Source organism: Streptomyces sp. NPDC058678 (assembly GCF_042714835.1).
In the GTDB taxonomy this organism is placed as follows: Bacteria; Actinomycetota; Actinomycetes; order Streptomycetales; family Streptomycetaceae; genus Streptomyces.
On sequence record NZ_JBHXSG010000027.1, the window covers coordinates 55,702 to 75,025 of the forward strand.

The window sequence follows — 19,324 nt, forward strand, 5'->3', positions numbered from 1 at the left end:
CGCGTCGGCCGGTAGATCTGCGGAAACCCATGGGCTGGGCGCTCGACAGCCCTCCACCTTCCGGCACTTGCCCCTCGCGGCCGGCGAGATCGCCCCTGCCCGGCCGTCAGCCGAACCGCTGACCAGCGCAGACGTGCTCCTTCGCGGCCGATGAGCCGAGGCACATCGACTTCCTGGGCAGCCACGCCCTGTCGAGCCGGCCCGGCTTCGGCTTCCCGCCCGTCCCTTCGAGCGCGGTGTCGCCCGGCGGCCGGTGGGCGACCTGAACGCACGCCGCATGCGGGGGTCGCCCCAGCGGTCGCCCCTCGGCCTCGTCGATGAGGCCGTACGGCCGGCCGGGTCCGCCGAACACCAGGCGCCTCAGCCCTTCACCACGAGCCGGTCACCCCGTCCTGCCCTGCACTCGTCAACAACCTAGGAGAAATCATGTTCGAGAGATTCGGGCGTCTGCTGCACCGGAGACGAAAGCCTCTACTGATACTGACCTTGCTGTTCGCCGTCCTGTCCGGGGCCTACGGTGTCGGCGTCTTCGGCTCCCTGACCCCGCTCGGGTTCGACGACCCCGGCTCCGACAGCCGGCACGCGGCCCAGCTCGCCGAGAAGGCGTTCCCGCAGCGGACGCCCGATGCCGTGATCGTCTACCGGGACGAGGACCGCACCGTCGACGACCCGTCGTTCCGGCAGGCGGTCGTCCGGCAGGTGGAGTCCCTGCCGAGGTCGGAGGTGACCGGATACTCGCACTTCTGGACGTCCAAGATGCCGGCGCAGGTCAGCCACGACCGGCACGCCACCTACGTCGCGTTGAACCTCCACGGCAGCAGCGAGAAGGCCAAGGAGGAGTCGTACAAAGCGATCAAGGACAAGCTCGCGGCACCCGGTCTGGAAACCCTGCAGGGCGGAACGGTGCCCACTGGTTTCCAGGCCGGTGAGAAGATCGAACACGACCTGAGAGCCGCGGAGATCTTCTCGGCCCCCGTGCTCTTCCTGTTCCTGCTGGTCGTGTTCGGCGGTCTGACCGCGGCCTTCCTCCCGCTGCTCGTCGGCGTGCTCTCCATCGTGGGCTCGATGGCCGTCCTGCGGGTCATCTCGAACATCACCGACGTGTCCGTGTTCGCCATGAGCCTGGTCACCATCCTCGGTCTCGCGGTCGCCATCGACTACGGCCTGCTGATCGTGAGCCGCTATCGCGAGGAGCTGGAGCGCGGCCACACCGGCGAAGAGGCGCTCGCGCGCACGATCGCGACGGCCGGGCGAACCGTGGTGGTCTCCGGCACCACGGTCGCGACCGCCCTGGCCGGCCTGACCCTCTTCCCGTCGACGTTCCTGAAGTCGATGTCGTACGGCGGTGTCGCCGCGGTCGTGCTGTCGGTGCTCTTCTCGCTGATCGCACTGCCCGCGACGCTCGCCGTCATGGGTCCCAAGGTCAACGCCTTCTCGCTGCTACGCCGCAAGGCCACGCGCCCGACGGCCACGGGCGAGGGTGCCTGGTACCGGTTCGCGCACGGCCTGATGCGGCGTCCCGTCCTCGTGGTGGTGGGCACGGTGGGGCTGCTGCTGGCGCTCGCCATGCCGTTCTCGAAGATAGAGTTCGGATCCATCAACGCGCAGCAACTGCCGAGCAGTTCCGAGGGCCGCCAGGTCTTCGACACCATGGAGCGCGACTTCGACAGCGACGCGGTGAAGTCCATCGACTCGCTGCTCGTGCTGAAGTCCGCCGCCACCTCGAAGGAGCAGGGCGCGGAGCTCCAGGCCTATGCCGAGCGGCTCGGTGCCACCGAGGGCGCCACGAGCGCCGGGATCACCGGCGCCGAGGGAACCACGGCCCGGGTGTCGGTCACCTTCGACGGCAATGCCGTCTCGACCCATGCGCGCGACCTCGTGAACCGCCTCAAGGACGTCCCCGAACCGCCGGGCGCCCGGGCGTACTTCGGCGGCGAGTCGGCGGTCTACGACGACACCCTGGACGCACTCGGCGAGACCCTGCCGTGGATGCTGCTCTACATCGCGGTGACGACGTACATCCTGCTGTTCCTCGCGTTCGGCTCGGTGCTGCTGCCGCTGAAGGCGATCGCGATGAACCTGCTGTCGCTGTCCGCGACCTTCGGCGTCCTGGTCTGGATCTTCCAGGACGGCCATCTGCACCACCTGCTCGGCTTCGATCCGACGGGCAACATCGAACCCAACATGCCGATCATGCTGTTCGCGCTGATCTTCGGACTCTCCATGGACTACGAGGTGTTCCTGGTGTCCCGGATGCGGGAGCAGTACGACCAGCTGAACGACAGCACGGCCGCCGTCGCGACCGGGCTGCAGTCCATCGGCCGCCTGGTCGTCAGCGCCGCGGTGCTGATGTGCGTGCCGCTCGCGGCGATCGGGATGAGCGGTGTGCTGACCATGAAGCTCTTCGGCGTCGGCATGGTGTTCGCGGTGCTGGTGGACGTGCTGGTGGTGCGCATCCTGCTGGGGTCGGCCGTCATGAAACTGCTCGGCAGGGCCGCTTGGTGGGCGCCGGGCCCACTGGCCCGCTTCTACACGCGGTACGGCATCAAGGAGACCGACGTTCCGGCCGACACCGACAAGCCGGTTCCCGTCGGGGCCTGAACCCGGCGCAGAGGGGCCGAAGCGCCTTCCCCCGGAGGCACTTCGGCCCCCTTCGCGGGTTCACCCCGCCGGACGCTCCCCCCGCCCGCACGCACGGCGATGATGGCGACGGTGGTTCGCGTCCTCCTGGGCCAGTCGCCGCAGAAGCCTGACGACCGGTTCGAAGAGCACGGTGAGGACCACCGCTCGCTCGGCGAGGGCGATGCGGTCCTCGATCCCGTCGAACTGCGCGAAGTCCAGGTCCGCGGTGGAGGTGGCGAGCCGTGCGTAGGGGATGAGGTCGTCGGCCGTGTAGTCGGTGCCGAGGCGGCTCAGCGCCGCGAGACTTTCGGCGAGTGCCGGGCGATGAGGCGACGCGTCGGAGATCTGCCAGCCCACGCTCTCGATGAGAGCCTCGACCCTCGCGGCGGCTCCGCCTCGTACCGATTCGTCGGCGGCGTTCTCCGGTCCGGCGCCGTCCTCGCCGACCTCGCCGTTCTTCCCGTTCGTCTCCGCGGACGGAACGGGCAGTGCGTGGTGGACGACACCGAGGGTCTCGAACGCGTCAAGCGGGCGGTCTACGGCTTCGAGCACTTCACGGGTGCGGGCGACGGACAGTCCGCCGAGCTGGATGAGGGAACGGATCAGGCGGAGCCGCTGGATGTGCTCCTCGTCGTACTCGACCGTGGTCGGGTTCAGGACGCGGCCCTCCGGGAGCAGCCCTTCCCGTCGGTAGTACTTGATGGTCGCCACCGGTACCCCGGACCGTCGGCTGAGCTCTGAAATCCTCATGCGCTCCCTCACGCTCAACTGTCACTCCAGTATCGCGTTACCGGGGGTTGCTCCCCGATCTCGATAGTGCCACTATCAGGTACCCGGTAGTAACACTATCGAGTGCCTCCTCGGTGTGCCCGCTTCTCCCGTGTGCGTGGACAACATGCTCCTGCGGAAGCCGCTCGTGTCGCCGCGGCCGCACCCGGCCGTAGTAGTTCGCCGCGGCCGCACCGGCCGTAGTCCTCCCCCCAACCCGGGCGCAGGCCAGTCAGTTCTGGATCCGGTCGCCTCGTACGCCTCGTACTCCTCGACAACGGAGAACCACACCATGTCCCAGCGCATCGGAAAGACCCACTGGAAGCGCTTCGCCGTCGGCGCCGTGCCGACCGTGGCCGCCACGGCCGCCGTCGCCGTCTCCATGGCCCAGGGCGCGCTGGCCGCTTCGTTCAGCATCTCCGGTTCCGACTTCAAGGTCTCGGCCGGCTCCCTGAGCGGCACCGGATTCGGCAACTACGCCACGGTGGACGTCGCCAAGAACGGCAAGCACGTGCCCGTCTCCGTCTCGTCCATCAAGAACGCGAAGATCATCGACATGTGCCAGTCCGTCCCGGTGGACATTCCCGTCCTCGGGACCTACACGATGACGCTCAAGGCCGGCGGATCGGGTACGCCGGTCAAGGCCAAGAACCTGTACATCGACATGACCGACCTCCAGGCCAAGACCGGCACCTTCAAGAACGTCGACATCGGTGTCGCCACCGGCTCCATGACCAAGGGTCAGGTCAACCCCGAGGACCATGTCGATCCCAACGGCTATGCCCAGCAGGCGGACTCGGTCGAGATCATCGATGCCCACCAGAGGGTCTGGGCCACCTCTGCGGGGACGTTCGAACTGGCGGGCCTGCACATGAACATCGCGGCCGGCCGCCACGACTGCTTCTGACCTCGCCCCGCCCCGTCGTCTCCAGCGCGTGGAAGCGGCACCGGCGACGGTTCGGGGCATCGGCGTCCCACCCCCTCACGGACACCATGACTCGCTCACGACTTGGGAACTGCCACATGACGAGTGCCGGCGCACCCGCGCACCCCCACAGTGACAGCGGCTTCACCCGCGCTCGCCGGGACTTCCGGGGCTGGCGGCGCACCCGCCCCTTCTGGGCGGGCCTGTTGGTACTCCTCGCTGCCGCGCCCATCATCTACTTCCCGTACTTCAACCTCTCCCTGGGCGCCTTGTCCGTGGCGATGTCGACCACCGGAGGTGCCGGATCCCTGGTCATCGGCCTGACTCTGATCGTCCTTGGCGGACTTCTCTGGTTCCAGCCGGTCATCAGGTTCTTCGCCGGCTGTGTCGCGGTCTTCCTCGGTGTGCTGTCGCTTCCCATCTCCAATTTCGGCGGATTCCTCGTCGGCACGCTGTTCGCGACGACGGGCGGGCTCCTGGCCCTGGCGTGGGGTCCGGCGGACGGGCACCCGGCGGACGTGTCCGGCGCCGGCACCCAGGTGCCGGCGGGCGCCGCCGGTTCCGCAGGAGGTCCGGCACATGAATGACCCGTCACCCGACATCCGCGACGAAGCCGCAGAACCCCGCTTCGCCCGGTCGCCGAGAGGCCGCCACGCGGTTCCCCGCACGTCCGCGCTGACGCGCCTGCGCCTGCCGATCGGCAAGGCTCTCGCGCTGACCGCGCTGCCGACCGCACTCGTCCTGGGAAGCCAACGCCTGCCCGCCGCCGACACGAGTGCCACCGCGGCTCACTCCGTTCCCGAAGACGGCCGGGGCGGAACCGGAACGAGCGGTGTCGACTGCGCCCGTCCCGACGAACCATCAGCCCCTGCCACGGCGGCTCCCGCAAGCCCCACTCCGTCCGCTGCCCCCACGAGCGACGCGTCCGTCATGCCGTCACAGCACGTGGTCGACGACGGATCGGGGCTCGTCCGGGCCCCCACCCCGACCGCCACTCCGACCGCCTCACCGAGCGCGAGTTCCACCACCACCGGCCTCGCGGACGTCCTTGGCCCTCTCTTCCGTGACGACACCGAGCGGCAAAGTCCGGCACCTGACGCGAGTTCCCCACCGGGCTCGGCCTCTTCGACGGCAACGGCCACGGCACCAGCCGACGCCCGGCTGCCCGCGCCCCCCGCATCACCCGCGCCGAGCCGCCCGACTGCCGAGCCGTCGCCCCGACCGGAGTCCACCAGGGCAACCGCCCGCACCTGCGACATCAGTGATCTCAAGGCTCCCGAGGACAAGCGTGCCGGCCGATTCGCCGCCGAGCCGTGGAAGATGAAGGGAAGCCGCCTCGCACTGCACGACCTCGTCTTCGGCGGTGTGGTGACCGTGGACACGGCCGCCGGACCCAAGCGGGTGCTCAAGTTCTCCGCAGCCACTGTCACGATCCGTGACCTGAGGATGGCGGTACCCGTCGGCCCGCAGATCCAGCACATCGACGGAGCGCCCGGCTCGACGTCCACGCTGCGAGGCGACGGCATCACCATGTACGTCGAAAGCCTGACGGGCACCCTGTCCGGCGTCGAAGGCGTCCCCACACCGCCCCTCCTCCGCCTGCACCTCACCCCCGACACCGTGCCGGAGTGGCTCTACGACACGGTCGGGAAACTCGGCCTCAAGCTCCGACTGAGCCTGAACGACGCCGACATCGACCAGGCCGGACAGACCGGTGGAAGGCTCACCGTCCCGGGAATCCACGGGTACGGAACGCCGCGGTCACCTTCTCGGCAGTGAACGGCCGACTCGCATCCCGCCACAGCCCGGCCTGTTCAGGCCGGGGCGGGGACGGGTGCGGTGAACAACCACTGACGCCGAGCGTGCACGCCACTTCATCGCTCGGGAACGGCCCGACGTGCCGGCCGACCCGTTGAACGCGGTGGCGTGACCGCCCGACGTCCTGGCACACAAAGGAGCAGCGCATGACGGAGATCCAGATCGAGTTCGACGTTCCGGCGGAGATGCGTGACGGCACGGTGCTGCGCGCGGATGTCTACCGGCCTGGTGGTACGGGACCGTGGCCGGTGCTGCTGGCCCGGCTGCCGTACGGCAAGCAGACGCCCATGATGGCCGTCGTACTCGATCCGCTGGCGGCGGCCAGGCGCGGTTTCCTGGTCGTCGTGCAGGACACCCGCGGCCGGTTCGCTTCCGAGGGGGAGTGGGAGCCGTGGACGTACGAGGAGAGCGACGGTTACGACACCGTGCGGTGGGCCGCCGCCCTGCCCGGCTCGAACGGCTCGGTCGGCATGGTGGGTGGCAGCTACTTCGGCAACACCCAGTGGATGGCGGCGCTGTCGAAGCCGCCGGAGCTGAAGGCGATCGCGCCGTTGATCACGTGGTCCGATCCGGACGACGGGCTGTTCTCGCGCGGCGGTGCGATCGAGCTGGGCATCACCGTGCCGTGGTCGCTGATGCAGGGCGCCGACACGCTGATGCGCCGTCACCGCACCGACCTCGACGGACTCGTGAGCGGCATCACCGGGCTCGTGCGGGACTTCGATGGCTTGGCGCGCGGCGGTTACGCGGAGCTGCCCGCCGGTCGGTTTCCGGCGTTCGCCCGGCACGACCTGCCCGAGGTCGGATATGAGCGTTCCCGGCGGGAGCCCGAGTGGGCGCGGTCCTGCACTGTCGCGGGCCGGCACGACGAGGTCGACCTGCCCACCTTCCAGCTCGGCGGTTGGTACGACATCTTCAGCCAGGGCACGCTCGACAACTTCACCGCCATGCGCCGGGCCGGCCGCTCCGCCACCCTGATCATGGGCCCGTGGACCCACACCAACTGGCAGCACGTGGTCGGCGACGTCAACTTCGGGTTCAGCGCGCACTCCGACTTCATGGGCATGCGCGGGCGCGTGCATGACATGCAGTTCGACTGGTTCCGCCGCACCCTCGGTGCAGGCGACGGTGGAGCTGGGGAGCCGGACACGGGCCAGGTGCTGCTGTTCGTCATGGGCATCAACCAGTGGCGTGAGGAGACGGAATGGCCCCTGTCGCGGGCCGTGGACACGGACTTCCACCTGCGCGCGGACGGACGCCTGACGCAGGAGCCGCCGTCCACCGTCGAGCAGCCGGAACAGTTCCGTTACGACCCCATGGATCCGGCGCCCACCACCGGCGGCGCACTCCTCATGACCGACGACTTCCGTCCCGGACCGCTGGAACAGACGGCCGTGGAGGCGCGCGAGGACGTCCTGGTCTTCACCACCGAACCGCTCACCGAGGACCTGGAGGTGACCGGCCGGGTCCGGGCGGTGCTCTTCGCCGCCACGGACGGGTCCTCGACGGACTGGGTGGCACGGCTGTGTGACGTCGACGAGAACGGTGTCTCGCTCAATGTGGCCGACGGCATCGTGCGGGTGCGCGCGGCGGCACCGGGCGAGGCGGCCGAGCACGTCGTGGACCTGTGGTCGACCAGCATCGTCTTCCGGGCGGGGCACCGGATTCGGGTCCAGGTCACCTCCAGCAACTTCCCCCGCTGGGACCGCAACCTCAACACGGGCGAGCCCGAGGAAACCGCGACCACGGCCCGGGTGGCCCACCAGCAGGTCTTCCACGACCCCGCCCGGCCGTCCCGCATCGTCCTGCCCGTCATTCCGACCTGACGAGAAGCGACGGGAGACAGTTGTTGTCGCGCTGAAGCCGAGGGCTCCGCAGCTGGATCGGACCGGGCGCTCTTCGTGTCCTGGCACGCCGCCGATGTAACGGACGGGGCGCCCGTGCGTGGGGGCGATCGAGCGGGGGTGTCAGCGGTGGATGGAGCGATTGATGCCGACGATTTACTTGCGGACAGCGGGTGTCCGCAAGCCTGGCTACCGTACGCAGCATGACGAAGACGACGACCGCGACGGGCCCCGTGCTCGACAACCGCGCCCTCAACCGCGCCACCCTCGACCGACAGCTGCTCCTGCGCCCCGCGCCGCTGTCCGCCGAGGCGGCCGTCGAGCACCTCGTCGGGCTGCAGGCGCAGAACGTGAAGCCGCCGTACTACGCCCTCGCCGCCCGCCTCGACGGCTTCACGCCGGAGGAGCTGTCCGGGCTGATGGCGGAGCGCCGGGTCGTCCGTATCGTCAGCATGCGCTCGACCATCCACACCCACACCGCCGACGACTGCCTCAGCCTGCGGCCGCTGGTGCAGCCCGCCCGGGACCGCGAACTCACCCTCTTCCGCAAGGGACTTGAGGGTGTCGACCTCGACCGGCTCGCCGCCCTCGCCCGCGACCTCGTCGAGGCCGAGCCGCGCACGATGAAGCAGTTGCGCGAGGCGCTGCTCGTCGAGTGGCCGGACGCCGACCCGCAGGCCCTCGCCATCGCCGCCCGCTGCAAGCTCCCGCTCGTCCAGGTCACCCCGCGCGGGCTGTGGGGCAAGAGCGGCCAGGTCGTCCTCACCACCGCCGAGCACTGGCTGGGCCGGGCGGCCGAGCCCACTCCCGCCCCCGACGCGACCGTGCTGCGCTACCTCGCCGCCTTCGGCCCCGCCTCGGTGAAGGACATGCAGACCTGGGCCGGTCTGACCCGGCTGCGCGACGCCTTCGAACGCCTCCGCCCGCGGCTGCTCACCTTCCGGGACGAGAAGGGCGTCGAACTCTTCGACCTCCCGGACGCACCCCGCCCCGACGCGGACACCCCGGCCCCGCCCCGCTTCCTCCCCGAGTTCGACAACCTGCTCCTGTCCCACGCCGACCGCACCCGTGTCGTACCGCCCGAGTACCGGGGCAGCGCCTGGCAGGGGAACCTGGTCCACTGCACGTTCCTGGTCGACGGTTTCCTTGCGGGCGTGTGGAAGCTGGAGGCGGACGCGCTGGTCGTCGAGCCCTTCGGCCGGCTCACCAAGGCGCAGCGGGACGAGGTCGTGGTAGAGGGGGAGCGGATGTTGACGGTGATGCACCCGGGATCGTCCTACGACATCCGCTTCGGGACCGTACTGCGGTGACGGGTCGGTCGGCCCGCCCTGACACCGACATGGAGAGGGGGCGCTGCGGGCCGCTCGTGGAGGCCCGCAACGCCCCCTGGTATTTCACCTGAGGGGTGGCTCAGGAGTCTTTCCGGGTTACGAGTTGACCTGTGTGGTCACCAGGCTGGAGAAGGTGGTCAGCCGGGTGTAGACACCCGGGTAACCGGCCTCCGCGCAGCCCTCGCCCCAGGAAGTGATCCCTGCCAGGACGCCCCCGATGAGCAGGGGACCGCCGCTGTCGCCCTGGCAGGTGTCGACGCCGCCGGAGGTGTATCCGGCGCAGACCATGTCGCTCGTGATGTAGTCGGAGCCGTAGGAGCCGGCGCAGCTGGAGTTGGAGACGGTCGGCACGGTCGCGGTGCGCAGCTGGTTGGAGGAGCTGCCGCCCGCGGAGGTGGTGCCCCAGCCGACGATGCGGGCGGTGGTGCCGGCCGCGTACACGCTCGTCTGGGAGGAGGTGACGTACGACGCCGTGGTGTACGGCATCGACGTCGACAGGGTCAGGACCGCCACGTCGTCGCCGTTGGTGGCGTCCGTGTAGCTCGGGTGGATCCAGATCTTGCTGACCCGCGCGACCGTGCCGTTGGTGCCGTTGAGGTAGGTGCGGCCGCCGACGACTCTGACGCTGCTGGTGGTCTCGCCGACCATGCAGTGGGCCGCGGTGACGACCTTGGTGGCCGAGACCAGGGTGCCGCCGCAGAACTGGTTCTGCGAGGCGTCCGTGATCTGCATCATGAACGGGTAAGCGGTCGTCGTGGTCGTCGTACCGCCGACGATGGGCTGGGGGGCGGCGACTGCGGCGGGGGCGCCGAGCAGAGCGGTCGCGGCGGCGGCGGTGGCCGCGAGGGTGGCGGCGGTCTTCTTGGCGCGGTTGAGCCCGAACATGAGTCTCCTCATTGGGTGGCCGGTGGGGGGTCGCGCGGGTGTGGGGGTGTGCACGGGGGCCGCGGGACCGGCCCCCGTGTGCCCGGGCGAGCGGCACACCCCTAAGCTAGAACCCGGAACGTGCCCCTCCCAATGAGGGAAGCCCCTAGGTGAGTTGGGCAGGGAAAACCCTCGGTCGGCCCTCGGCGGACCCACTCGGCCGGTGAACCTGCGCGGTTCTCGCCCCGACCCGCGTCGCTGTCACTCGCACCGGCGCGGTCCTCACTTCGTACGACGGCCCGCCGCGAGTCTGACGATGTCGACCCGCGATCGGATCCCGAGCTTGCGGTAGACGCGGGTCAGGGTCGCCTCGACCGTCTTGACACTGATGAACAGCCGGCCGGCTATCTCCCGGTTGGTGGCGCCCTCCATGACGAGTGCGGCGACCTGACGTTCCATCGAGGCGAGCCCGTCCAGCGCGTCGAGCGTGGGGGCGGGGACGGAGACCGGCTCGGGCGGCGGCGCCACGGCGGTCGCCTCCGCCTGGCGCAGCCAGGGCAGCGCCCGGCAGCGCCTGAACAGCCTGGCCGCCTCGTCGTAGGACGTCGGTCCCGGCCGTCGGGTGCGCAGCGCGGCCAGCGCGAAGGCGGCGCGGGCCTCCTCCAGGCCGTAGCCCAGCTTGCCGAGCCGGTCCTGCGCGGACGTCAACTGGCCGAGGGAGGACTCGTGTTGGCCGCGCCTGGCCCGTACCAGCGCCTCCGCCCGGTCCACCACGGCGAGCACACTCTCGCGGCCCAGTCGCAGCGCCTGCTCCCGGGTCACGTCGACGACGTCCTGCGCCTCGGCGAGTTCGCCGATCTGGACGAGGGCCTCGGCGAGGTCGCCGTGCCAGCGGCCGCGCGCCGGGTCGGTGATGCCGAGCCCCTGCTCCAGCTCCCGCACCCGGCGCAGCGAACGCACCGTGCCCGGGGCGTCCCCGGCCACGAACTGGGCGTGGCCGAGAGCGGCCAGGGCGCGGGAGACGTACATCTGGTCGCCGTCCTCCTCGGCGTGCTCCAGCGCTTCCCGCGCCAGCGCCAGCGCCCGGTCGACGTCACCACCCGAGGCCTCCGCGAACGAGGTGAGCAGGGCCGAGGCGACCGTGCCGATGCCGGTGTCCCGGGCCATCCGCAAACTCTCGCGGGCCAGGTCCAGGGCCCGTCCGCAGTGCCCGGAGCGCAGTTCGGTCTCGGCGAGCAGGCGCAGGAAGTGCACCTCGCTCTCGACCATGCCGCGCCGCCGCACCTCGCGCAGCAGTGCGGTCACGGTGGTGCGGGCCTCGGTCAGCTGATCGCTCATCAGGAGCCAGCGGAACCGGGCCAGGCCCGGGCCGTTGTGGTGGCAGGCCACCTGCGGTTCCTGGGGTTCCCTGAGCGCCCGTTTGATGGTGGCGGGGGCATCCGGGTGGCCCATCAGGGTCTCGGCCTGCGCCTGGAAGGCCAGGGCGAGGAGCTCGGTGCGCCGGTCGCCGGCCCGGGCGGCCAGCTGGGCCGCGTGCGCGGCCTCCTCCCGGCCCTGCGCGAAGTCGCCCTGGACGACGAGGCCCCGCCAGGCCAGCTGGTAGTGGACCAGGGCGAGCAGCCCGGGGTCCTCGCCCGCGTCGGCGAGCGCCTGCGGGAAGACGGCGTCGACGTCGCCGAGGGCGTGCCCGGCCGACTCGATCACCACCATCCAGGCCCGCACCCGGTCCGCGGGCACTGTGGCCCGGGTCAGCACCTCGCGGGCGATGTCCCTGGCGAGGTCCACCTCCCCGGCGGTGATCGCGTCCTCGGCGGCCTGCAACCGCCGCTCGTCCGGGCCCGGCACGCCGTCCGCCGGGGTGTGCCGGGCGGCGAGCAGCCCGAGCGAGGCGGCCACCGAGGGCGCCCCCCGGTCCCGGGCCTGGGCCGCGGCCTCGGCGAGCTGCGCCGCGACCCGCGGATCGGTGCCCGAGGCCGCGAGCGCCAGGTGCCGGGCCCGCTCGATGGGATCGGAGGCGGCCGTGGACAGCGCCGCGTGCGCGGCCCGCCGCTCCTGTGCGGGTGCCTCCGCGTACAGCGCGGCCGAGATCAGCGGATGCGCGAACCGTACGGCGGGACCCTCGGGCTCCGTGGCGAGCAGTCCGAGGGCGGCCGCCTGGGCGGTCTCCGACTCGGCGTTGTCCCGGCCGGCCGCGTGCAGCAGGGCCAGCGTGGGCCGCGCGCCGGCGCTGGCCACGAGCAGGGTGCGGCGGGCCTCGTCCGAGAGCATCTCCAGGCGGCTGAGCACCAGGGCCCGCAGCGAGGTGGGCACGCGCAAGGGTTCGCCCGGCCGGGGCGGGCTCGGGTCCTCGGCGAGGGCGCGGCCCAGTTCGAGGGCGAAGAGCGGGTTGCCGCCGCTGGTGCGGTGGATGTCCCGGACGGTGGAGCGGGGCAGGCCGGTGTAGCCGCGGTGGTCCAAGAGCGTGGACACCTGGGTGCGGGTGAGCGGGTTGAGGCGGACCGCGAGGCTGTCCGGGGGCAACGCGCGTAGATGGCGGTCGTACTCCTGCCCTTCGGTCCGCACCGCGCACAGCAGCTGGACCGGGGTGTCGCCGAGGCGGCGGGCGGCGAAGCCGAGGAGTTCCGCGCTCGCCGGGTCCAGCCATTGGAGGTCGTCCGCGACGACCAGGACGGGGCCCTCGGTGGCGAGCGCGCGCAGCACCGACAGGACGGCCAGCCGCAGCGCCAGTCCGTCGCGCTGGAGGGTGGACTCGCCGCGTCCGGTGAGTGCCGACTCCAGGGCGGTGCGCTGGGCGGCGGGCAGCCGGTCGGACACGTCGTCCACGACCAGGCCGAGCAGGTCGGCGAGCGCCAGGAACGGGAGATGGGATTCGGACTCGGTCGCCGAGCAGCGCAACACGGTCCGGGTCGGGGCGGCGTTATCGGCGGCCAATGCCCGCAGCACGGTCGATTTTCCTATTCCGGCCGGGCCGTGGAGCAGGACGCTGCCGCCGTCGGCCAGCTGCTCACGTGCTCCCGCGAACAGCTCCTCCCTGCCGATCACCAGGTCGGGGCGGCATCTGGCAGGCTCCTCGAAGTCCCGTCGCACGGTCACCGCTCCCCTCCGTGTGTCGTGTCCTGGCCAATATTAGGCAACGGGCTTTGGAATTCGGGCGGGCCACGTCGTGAGGGAAATAACAACGGCAGGCATAGAGAAATTCACGGGGCCGGTGCGTGAATGGAACGCCGACGGAAATCACGGCAGGAACCCCGACCGGCGCGCGGCGACGACCGCCTCCCCGCGGGTCCGGGACCCGAGCTTGCGCATGGCCGAGCGGAGGTACCCCTTGACCGTCTCGGCTCTCACCCCGAGCCGCTCGGCGGCCACCGCGTTCGTCGCGCCCGCGGCCACGCACGTCAGCACATCCACCTCACGGGGCGTCAGAGTCACCCCGTCCGCCGACGGGACGTCCGAGGTCAGCAGCCCGCACGCGGCCAGCAGTTCGGCCCGCAGCGCCTCGTCGGCGATCCGCGGCGCGAGCGCCCGCAACGCCGCGTGCGCCTCCCGCACCTGCTCCCACGCGGAGCCGTCCGCCGGGGCCCGGGCCGGCTCCGCCCGCGCCGCCGCCGTCAGCTCCCGCGCCTCCTCCCGCAGGACCAGCGCCTGTTCCACGTCCCGTGCCGCCTCCACCGCCGCGGTCAGCATGCGGTCGCCCAGCGGCCGGGCGTCACGCAGCGCGCCGTACAGCACTCCGCGCACCCGGCGCCGTACGACCACGGGCACCGCCACCACCGAGCGCAGTCCCTCCGCGGCGACCGCGGCGTCGTACTCGTGGCTGATCTGCCGCGAGGAGGAGTAGTCCGCGACGGCGCACGGCCGGGCCAGGGCCACCGCCTTGCCTCCGAGGCCGTTGCCTGAGGTCACCGCGAGGGCGCTCAGGGCGGGGGTGGCGGTGCCGTTCAGTTCGCTGATGCGTATCCACGGCCGGCCCGGCTCCACCAGGCCGCCGAAGGCGACCGGAAGCCCGGTCGTGCGCCGCAGCCGCACCAGCGCGCGCCGGATCTCCACCGACGCCGTCCCGTCTGCCGCCACGAACATGCTCCTTCGCCCCGGGACACACCCCCGTACGGGGGTAGTGAGACCCGCATCACGCATTACACGATGGCAGAGTGCCGCCCGGCAATGGTGCCGGTATCGAGGAGGACAGATGACGACCGCGACGGAGCTCTTCCGCAGCGCGCGGGACTTCCTGCTGGAACACCGCGAGGACTACGCCACGGCGTACGAGGGTTTCGACTGGCCGCGCCCGCAGCACTTCAACTGGGCGCTGGACTGGTTCGACGTCATCGCGGACGGAAACGACCGCACCGCTCTGCACATCGTCGAGGAGGACGGCTCCGAGATCCGGCTCTCCTTCGCCGAGCTGTCCGAGCGGTCCAACCGGGTCGCCAACCTGCTGCGCGAGCGCGGGGTGGGTGCCGAGGACCGGATCCTCGTCATGCTGGGCAACCAGGCCGAGCTGTGGGAGACGGCGCTCGCCGCCATGAAGCTGCGGGCCGTCGTCATCCCGGCGACCCCGCTGCTCGGCCCCGCCGACCTGCGCGACCGGGTCGAGCGCGGGCGCGTACGCCACGTCCTGGTGCGGGCCGAGGACACCGCCAAGTTCGACGACGTGCCCGGCGACTACACGCGCACCGTGGTCGGCGGCCTGCCGGAGGGCTGGCAGCCGTACGAGGACGCGTACGCCGCCTCGGCCGAATTCCTGCCCGACGGGCCGACCCTCGCCGACGACCCGCTGATGCTCTACTTCACCTCCGGTACGACGGCCCGCCCCAAGCTCGTCGAACACACCCACGCCTCCTACCCGATCGGGCACCTGGCGACGATGTACTGGATCGGCCTCGAGCCCGGCGACGTCCACCTGAACATCTCCTCGCCCGGCTGGGCCAAGCACGCCTGGTCCAACCTGTTCGCGCCGTGGAACGCGCAGGCGACGGTCTTCCTCCACAACTACACGCGCTTCGACGCGGCCCGCCTGATGGCCGAGATGGACCGGGCGGGCGTCACGACGTTCTGCGCCCCGCCCACCGTGTGGCGCATGCTCATCCAGGCCGACCTCACCCAGCTGCGCATCCCGCCGCGCGAGGCCGTGGCGGCCGGCGAACCCCTCAACCCCGAGGTCATCGAGCAGGTCCGCCGCGCCTGGGGCGTGACCATCCGGGACGGTTTCGGGCAGACGGAGACGGCGGTGCAGATCGCCAACAGCCCCGGCCAGCCCCTCAAGACCGGCTCCATGGGCCGCCCCGGCCCCGGCTACCGCGTCGAACTCCTCGACCCCGTGTCGGGGGCGCCGGGCGCGGCCGAGGGCGAGATCGCGCTCGACCTGTCGACCCACCCGGTCGGCCTGATGACCGGCTACCACGGCGACCCCGACCGTACGGCGGAGGCGATGGCCGGCGGCTACTACCGGACCGGGGACATCGGCGCGCGCGACGCCGACGGCTACATCACCTACGTCGGGCGGGCCGACGACGTCTTCAAGGCGTCCGACTACAAGATCAGCCCCTTCGAGCTGGAGAGCGCGCTGCTGGAGCACGAGGCGGTCGCGGAGGCGGCCGTCGTGCCCGCGCCCGACGAGCTGCGGCTCGCCGTCCCCAAGGCCTATGTGGTGCTGGCGGAGGGCTGGGAGCCCGGCGCCGACACCGCGAAGGTCCTCTTCGAGCACGCCCGGCAGACGCTCGCGCCCTACAAGCGCATCCGCCGCCTGGAGTTCGCCCCCCTGCCCAAGACCGTCTCCGGCAAGATCCGCCGCGTCGAACTGCGCGAGGCGACGGCGGCCGGCTCGGACGCCGAGTACCGCGAGGAGGACTTCCGGTGAGCGAGCTGTCGTACACGCACGGAACGAGCGGCACGGCCCTGCTCGGCGACACCATCGGGGCCAACCTGGACCGGGCGGTGGCCGCCTGGCCGGACCGCGAGGCGCTCGTCGACGTGCCCTCCGGGCGGCGCTGGACGTACGCCCGATTCGCTTCGGACGTCGAGGAGTTGGCGTACGCACTGCTCGCCGCCGGCGTCGCCAAGGGTGACCGGGTGGGCATCTGGGCCGTCAACTGCCCCGAGTGGGTGCTCGTCCAGTACGCCACCGCCCGCATCGGCGCGATCATGGTGAACGTCAACCCGGCGTACCGCACGCACGAGGTCGAGTACGTCCTCAAGCAGGCCGGGATCTGCCTGCTCTTCGCCTCCCTCGGGCACAAGACCAGCGACTACCGGGCGATGGTCGAGCAAGTGCGGGGCAGCTGCCGGGAGTTGCGCGAAGTCGTCTACATCGGCGACCCGAGCTGGGACGCGCTGATCGGCCGCGGTGCCCCTGTTCCGTACGAGGACCTGTCCTGCGACGACCCGATCAACATCCAGTACACGTCGGGCACGACGGGCTTCCCCAAAGGGGCCACGCTCTCGCACCACAACATCCTCAACAACGGCTACTTCGTGGGCGAGCTGCTCGACTACACCGAGCAGGACCGGATCTGCATCCCGGTGCCCTTCTACCACTGCTTCGGCATGGTGATGGGCAACCTCGCCGCGACCTCACACGGCGCCTGCATGGTCATCCCGGCCCCGTCCTTCGACCCGGCGGCGACCCTGCGCGCGGTCCAGCAGGAGCGCTGCACCTCCTTGTACGGCGTCCCGACCATGTTCATCGCGGAGCTGAACCTCCCCGACTTCGCGACGTACGACCTGACCTCCCTGCGCACCGGCATCATGGCCGGCTCGCCCTGCCCGGTGGAGGTCATGAAACGGGTCGTCGCCGAGATGCACATGGCGCAGGTCTCCATCTGCTACGGCATGACCGAGACCTCGCCGGTGTCGCTCCAGACGCGGACGGACGACGACCTGGAACACCGCACGGCCACGGTCGGGCGCGTCCTGCCGCACATTGAGGTCAAGGTCGTCGACCCGGCCGACGGTGTCACCCGACCCCGGGGCACGGCAGGCGAGTTGTGCACCCGCGGGTACAGCGTGATGCTCGGCTACTGGAACGAGGCCGCGAAGACCGCCGAGGCCATCGACCCCGGCCGCTGGATGCACACCGGCGACCTGGCCGTGATGCGCGAGGACGGGTACGTCGAGATCGTCGGCCGTATCAAGGACATGATCATCCGGGGTGGCGAGAACATCTACCCCCGCGAGATCGAGGAGTTCCTCCACGCCCACCCGAAGATCGCGGACGTCCAGGTCGTCGGCGTACCCCACGAGCGCTACGGCGAGGAGGTCCTCGCCTGTGTCATCGCGCGGGACCCGGCCGACCCTCCGACGCTGGAGGAGCTGCGTGCCTTCTGCGACGGGCGGTTGGCGCACTACAAGATCCCCAGCCGGCTCCAGGTCATGGACTCCTTCCCGATGACGGTGTCCGGGAAGGTGCGCAAGATCGAACTGAGGGAAAAACACGCGGCGGGCAACTGACGGGTCCGCCAGACTGTCGCGATGATCGGCAGACGCAACACCTTCCGCACGGCGGACGGCATACGAGTACCCGGGACCTGGCGGCACGTCTTCATCCGCAACGGCGACTACCACCTGACCGACCTGTTCATCTACGCGGACGGGCTGATCGACTGCTGGGGTCTGGTCACGCTGGCGGAGTTCGAGGAGAAGCTGCGCTGCGGATGGGTCGCCACCGACCTCCCGGAGGGCGCCAGGGTGTCCGGACACGAGCTCGCCGCATGGAAGTTCAGCGAGCCGCACACCTGGCTCACCCCCGAGCTGCTGCTCGCCGAGGTGCGCGACACCGTGGACCAGCTGAACGGGCGCCCGGACTCGACGGACCGGTGCCTGGACGCCGTCGACGCGTTCCTCGCCGACCGCACCGAGGAGAAGCGGGCCGTGGCACGCGCCGCCTACCTCGCCATCCCCAGGACGCAGCGGCACTACGCGCTCGGCGACATGGACCGCCAGGACTGGCCGCTCCAGGTCCTGGTGGCCGGACCGGGCGGGCGCGTGGAGACCCGGCCGGACGGCGACGAAGACCCGGTCACGCAGGAGGAGTACGACGAGGCGGTCGACTACTTCGAGGACCGGGCGCGGTGGATCGCCGAGAGCTCCGCCCGGGTCCCGGCGGACGGACCGGTGACCCCTGTCGCCCCCGCGATCCAGCTCTACGAGAGCTACCCGCTGAAGTCGTCCGACGACCCGGACACGCGGGCCCTGCGCAACAACTACCCGGCACCCGTCGACGTCGACGGGGTCACCTACCCCTCCGTCGCCCACGCCTACTGGGCGCTGTCGACCCCCGACGCCGACGCCCGGGCCTCGATCGCCGCCGCGGACCAGGCTTACGCCGCCCAGAAGCTGGCAGCCGCAGCACCCCGCCGCGAGGGCTGGGAGCAGGCGCGTACCGCGGTCATGACCCGCCTGCTGCGTGCCAAGTTCGCCCAGCACCCGCACCTGGCCCGGGTGCTCATGGACACGGACGACGCGACGATCGTCTACGACGACGGCGACTCCGCCTACTGGGGCGACAACGGCGGCCGCGGCCGCAACTGGACCGGCCGCCTCCTCGAACTCGTCCGCTCCGAACTGCACGCCGAGCGCGAGGGGATCGGCCTGGCCTAGGCCCTGTCGTCCGGCCGACGCATGCACACCCGTGGCCAGCGGTCCAGGCCCAGCTCCCGCTCGTGGGCGCGGATCCTCCGCAGGCCGGGGGTGAGTCCGGCCTCGTCCAGCACGCGGAAGCCGAGGCGGGTGTAGTACGGCGCGTTCCACGGGACGTCCGTGAAGGTGGTGAGCGTGAGCCCGGTCAGGCCTTCCTCGCGGGCGCGGTCGGCGGCGTACGCGAGGAGGACCCGGCCCACGCCCCGGCGGGCGGCGTCGGGGTGGACGGAGACCTGCTCGACGTGGAGGGCGCCGTCCACCGGCTCGCACAGGAGGTAGGCGACCGGCGTGTCACCTTCGTCGACGGCGACCCAGGCGCGGCCCGCCCGGCGGTACCGCTCGAGATCACCCAGGGCGGGTGGCTCGTCCTCGGCGATCGCCGCCATGCCGAGAGTGTGGAAGAGGGCGCCGGCGGCGCGTTCGACGTCCTGGAGGAGCGGGAGTTCGGCGGCGGTGGCGGGGGGGGGGCGCATCCGCCGAGTGTCGGGCGCCGCCGGGGCCCGACGCGCGCGAGATAA

General features: G+C 71.3%; 14 protein-coding genes. 9 read left to right on the forward strand and 5 right to left on the reverse strand.

The window, feature by feature from the left end; translation table 11 throughout:
• The first annotated feature begins 426 nt into the window (after positions 1 to 426).
• Positions 427 to 2,601: an MMPL family transporter gene (locus tag ACFWWR_RS24040; protein WP_384305186.1), complete on the forward strand. Its 2,175-nt coding sequence runs from the start codon at positions 427 to 429 to the stop codon at positions 2,599 to 2,601.
• Positions 2,602 to 2,661: 60 nt separating this feature from the next.
• Here the strand turns inward: ACFWWR_RS24040 and ACFWWR_RS24045 are convergent, their stop codons facing one another.
• Positions 2,662 to 3,372: a MerR family transcriptional regulator gene (locus tag ACFWWR_RS24045; RefSeq protein WP_384305189.1), complete on the reverse strand. Its 711-nt coding sequence runs from the start codon at positions 3,370 to 3,372 to the stop codon at positions 2,662 to 2,664.
• Between the two features lie 310 nt (positions 3,373 to 3,682).
• Here ACFWWR_RS24045 and ACFWWR_RS24050 point away from each other — a divergent pair, with 310 nt between their 5' ends.
• The 5 genes from ACFWWR_RS24050 to ACFWWR_RS24070 all read left to right on the forward strand — a co-directional run bounded on the left by ACFWWR_RS24050 (position 3,683) and on the right by ACFWWR_RS24070 (position 9,287).
• Positions 3,683 to 4,297, forward strand: coding sequence for a DUF6230 family protein (locus tag ACFWWR_RS24050; RefSeq protein WP_383871899.1), 615 nt, complete (start codon positions 3,683 to 3,685; stop codon positions 4,295 to 4,297).
• Positions 4,298 to 4,413: 116 nt separating this feature from the next.
• Positions 4,414 to 4,902 (forward strand): DUF6114 domain-containing protein, encoded by a 489-nt coding sequence (locus ACFWWR_RS24055; protein WP_383871902.1) that lies wholly within the window; start codon positions 4,414 to 4,416, stop codon positions 4,900 to 4,902.
• On the forward strand, positions 4,895 to 6,094 hold the full coding sequence (locus ACFWWR_RS24060) for a hypothetical protein (RefSeq protein WP_384305191.1): 1,200 nt from the start codon (positions 4,895 to 4,897) through the stop codon (positions 6,092 to 6,094). Before ACFWWR_RS24055 ends, ACFWWR_RS24060 begins: the two co-directional genes overlap by 8 nt.
• Positions 6,095 to 6,279: 185 nt before the next feature.
• Entirely contained in the window at positions 6,280 to 7,959 is a 1,680-nt protein-coding gene (locus ACFWWR_RS24065; protein ID WP_384305193.1) for a CocE/NonD family hydrolase, read from the forward strand.
• Between the two features lie 221 nt (positions 7,960 to 8,180).
• Positions 8,181 to 9,287 carry a winged helix DNA-binding domain-containing protein gene (locus ACFWWR_RS24070; protein WP_383871910.1) on the forward strand — a complete coding sequence of 369 codons (1,107 nt, stop codon included), beginning with the start codon at positions 8,181 to 8,183 and terminating at the stop codon, positions 9,285 to 9,287.
• A 117-nt stretch (positions 9,288 to 9,404) separates the two neighbouring features.
• Here the strand turns inward: ACFWWR_RS24070 and ACFWWR_RS24075 are convergent, their stop codons facing one another.
• The 3 genes from ACFWWR_RS24075 to ACFWWR_RS24085 all read right to left on the reverse strand — a co-directional run bounded on the left by ACFWWR_RS24075 (position 9,405) and on the right by ACFWWR_RS24085 (position 14,243).
• Positions 9,405 to 10,193 carry a S1 family peptidase gene (locus ACFWWR_RS24075; protein ID WP_384305196.1) on the reverse strand — a complete coding sequence of 263 codons (789 nt, stop codon included), beginning with the start codon at positions 10,191 to 10,193 and terminating at the stop codon, positions 9,405 to 9,407.
• Between the two features lie 261 nt (positions 10,194 to 10,454).
• The gene (locus ACFWWR_RS24080; RefSeq protein WP_384305199.1) at positions 10,455 to 13,265 is read right to left on the reverse strand and encodes an AAA family ATPase; all 2,811 of its coding nucleotides are present in this window, start codon (positions 13,263 to 13,265) and stop codon (positions 10,455 to 10,457) included.
• A gap of 141 nt (positions 13,266 to 13,406) precedes the next feature.
• Positions 13,407 to 14,243: a response regulator transcription factor gene (locus tag ACFWWR_RS24085; RefSeq protein WP_383871919.1), complete on the reverse strand. Its 837-nt coding sequence runs from the start codon at positions 14,241 to 14,243 to the stop codon at positions 13,407 to 13,409.
• A 115-nt stretch (positions 14,244 to 14,358) separates the two neighbouring features.
• Here ACFWWR_RS24085 and ACFWWR_RS24090 point away from each other — a divergent pair, with 115 nt between their 5' ends.
• Genes ACFWWR_RS24090 through ACFWWR_RS24100 form a run of 3 tightly spaced genes read left to right on the forward strand, consistent with a single transcriptional unit; the run spans position 14,359 to position 18,767 of the window.
• On the forward strand, positions 14,359 to 16,029 hold the full coding sequence (locus tag ACFWWR_RS24090; protein ID WP_383871920.1) for an AMP-binding protein: 1,671 nt from the start codon (positions 14,359 to 14,361) through the stop codon (positions 16,027 to 16,029).
• On the forward strand, positions 16,026 to 17,618 hold the full coding sequence (locus tag ACFWWR_RS24095) for an AMP-binding protein (RefSeq protein ID WP_384305202.1): 1,593 nt from the start codon (positions 16,026 to 16,028) through the stop codon (positions 17,616 to 17,618). Before ACFWWR_RS24090 ends, ACFWWR_RS24095 begins: the two co-directional genes overlap by 4 nt.
• Positions 17,619 to 17,639: 21 nt before the next feature.
• Positions 17,640 to 18,767, forward strand: coding sequence for an NADAR family protein (locus ACFWWR_RS24100; RefSeq protein WP_384305204.1), 1,128 nt, complete (start codon positions 17,640 to 17,642; stop codon positions 18,765 to 18,767).
• Here ACFWWR_RS24100 and ACFWWR_RS24105 read toward each other — a convergent pair.
• Positions 18,764 to 19,279 carry a GNAT family N-acetyltransferase gene (locus ACFWWR_RS24105; RefSeq protein WP_384305206.1) on the reverse strand — a complete coding sequence of 172 codons (516 nt, stop codon included), beginning with the start codon at positions 19,277 to 19,279 and terminating at the stop codon, positions 18,764 to 18,766. The genes ACFWWR_RS24100 and ACFWWR_RS24105 overlap by 4 nt on opposite strands.
• Positions 19,280 to 19,324 lie beyond the last annotated feature (45 nt).

What these genes read in the sequence shown, in the direction of transcription:
- ACFWWR_RS24070 (WP_383871910.1), top strand. Translation starts at nt 8,181, where the DNA reads ATGACGAAGACGACGACCGCGACGGGCCCCGTGCTCGACAACCGCGCC.
- ACFWWR_RS24090 (WP_383871920.1), top strand. Translation starts at nt 14,359, where the DNA reads ATGACGACCGCGACGGAGCTCTTCCGCAGCGCGCGGGACTTCCTGCTG.
- ACFWWR_RS24075 (WP_384305196.1), bottom strand. Translation starts at nt 10,193, where the DNA reads ATGTTCGGGCTCAACCGCGCCAAGAAGACCGCCGCCACCCTCGCGGCC.
- ACFWWR_RS24100 (WP_384305204.1), top strand. Translation starts at nt 17,640, where the DNA reads ATGATCGGCAGACGCAACACCTTCCGCACGGCGGACGGCATACGAGTA.
- ACFWWR_RS24105 (WP_384305206.1), bottom strand. Translation starts at nt 19,279, where the DNA reads ATGCGCCCCCCCCCCGCCACCGCCGCCGAACTCCCGCTCCTCCAGGAC.
- ACFWWR_RS24050 (WP_383871899.1), top strand. Translation starts at nt 3,683, where the DNA reads ATGTCCCAGCGCATCGGAAAGACCCACTGGAAGCGCTTCGCCGTCGGC.
- ACFWWR_RS24045 (WP_384305189.1), bottom strand. Translation starts at nt 3,372, where the DNA reads ATGAGGATTTCAGAGCTCAGCCGACGGTCCGGGGTACCGGTGGCGACC.
- ACFWWR_RS24065 (WP_384305193.1), top strand. Translation starts at nt 6,280, where the DNA reads ATGACGGAGATCCAGATCGAGTTCGACGTTCCGGCGGAGATGCGTGAC.
- ACFWWR_RS24040 (WP_384305186.1), top strand. Translation starts at nt 427, where the DNA reads ATGTTCGAGAGATTCGGGCGTCTGCTGCACCGGAGACGAAAGCCTCTA.
- ACFWWR_RS24060 (WP_384305191.1), top strand. Translation starts at nt 4,895, where the DNA reads ATGAATGACCCGTCACCCGACATCCGCGACGAAGCCGCAGAACCCCGC.
- ACFWWR_RS24055 (WP_383871902.1), top strand. Translation starts at nt 4,414, where the DNA reads ATGACGAGTGCCGGCGCACCCGCGCACCCCCACAGTGACAGCGGCTTC.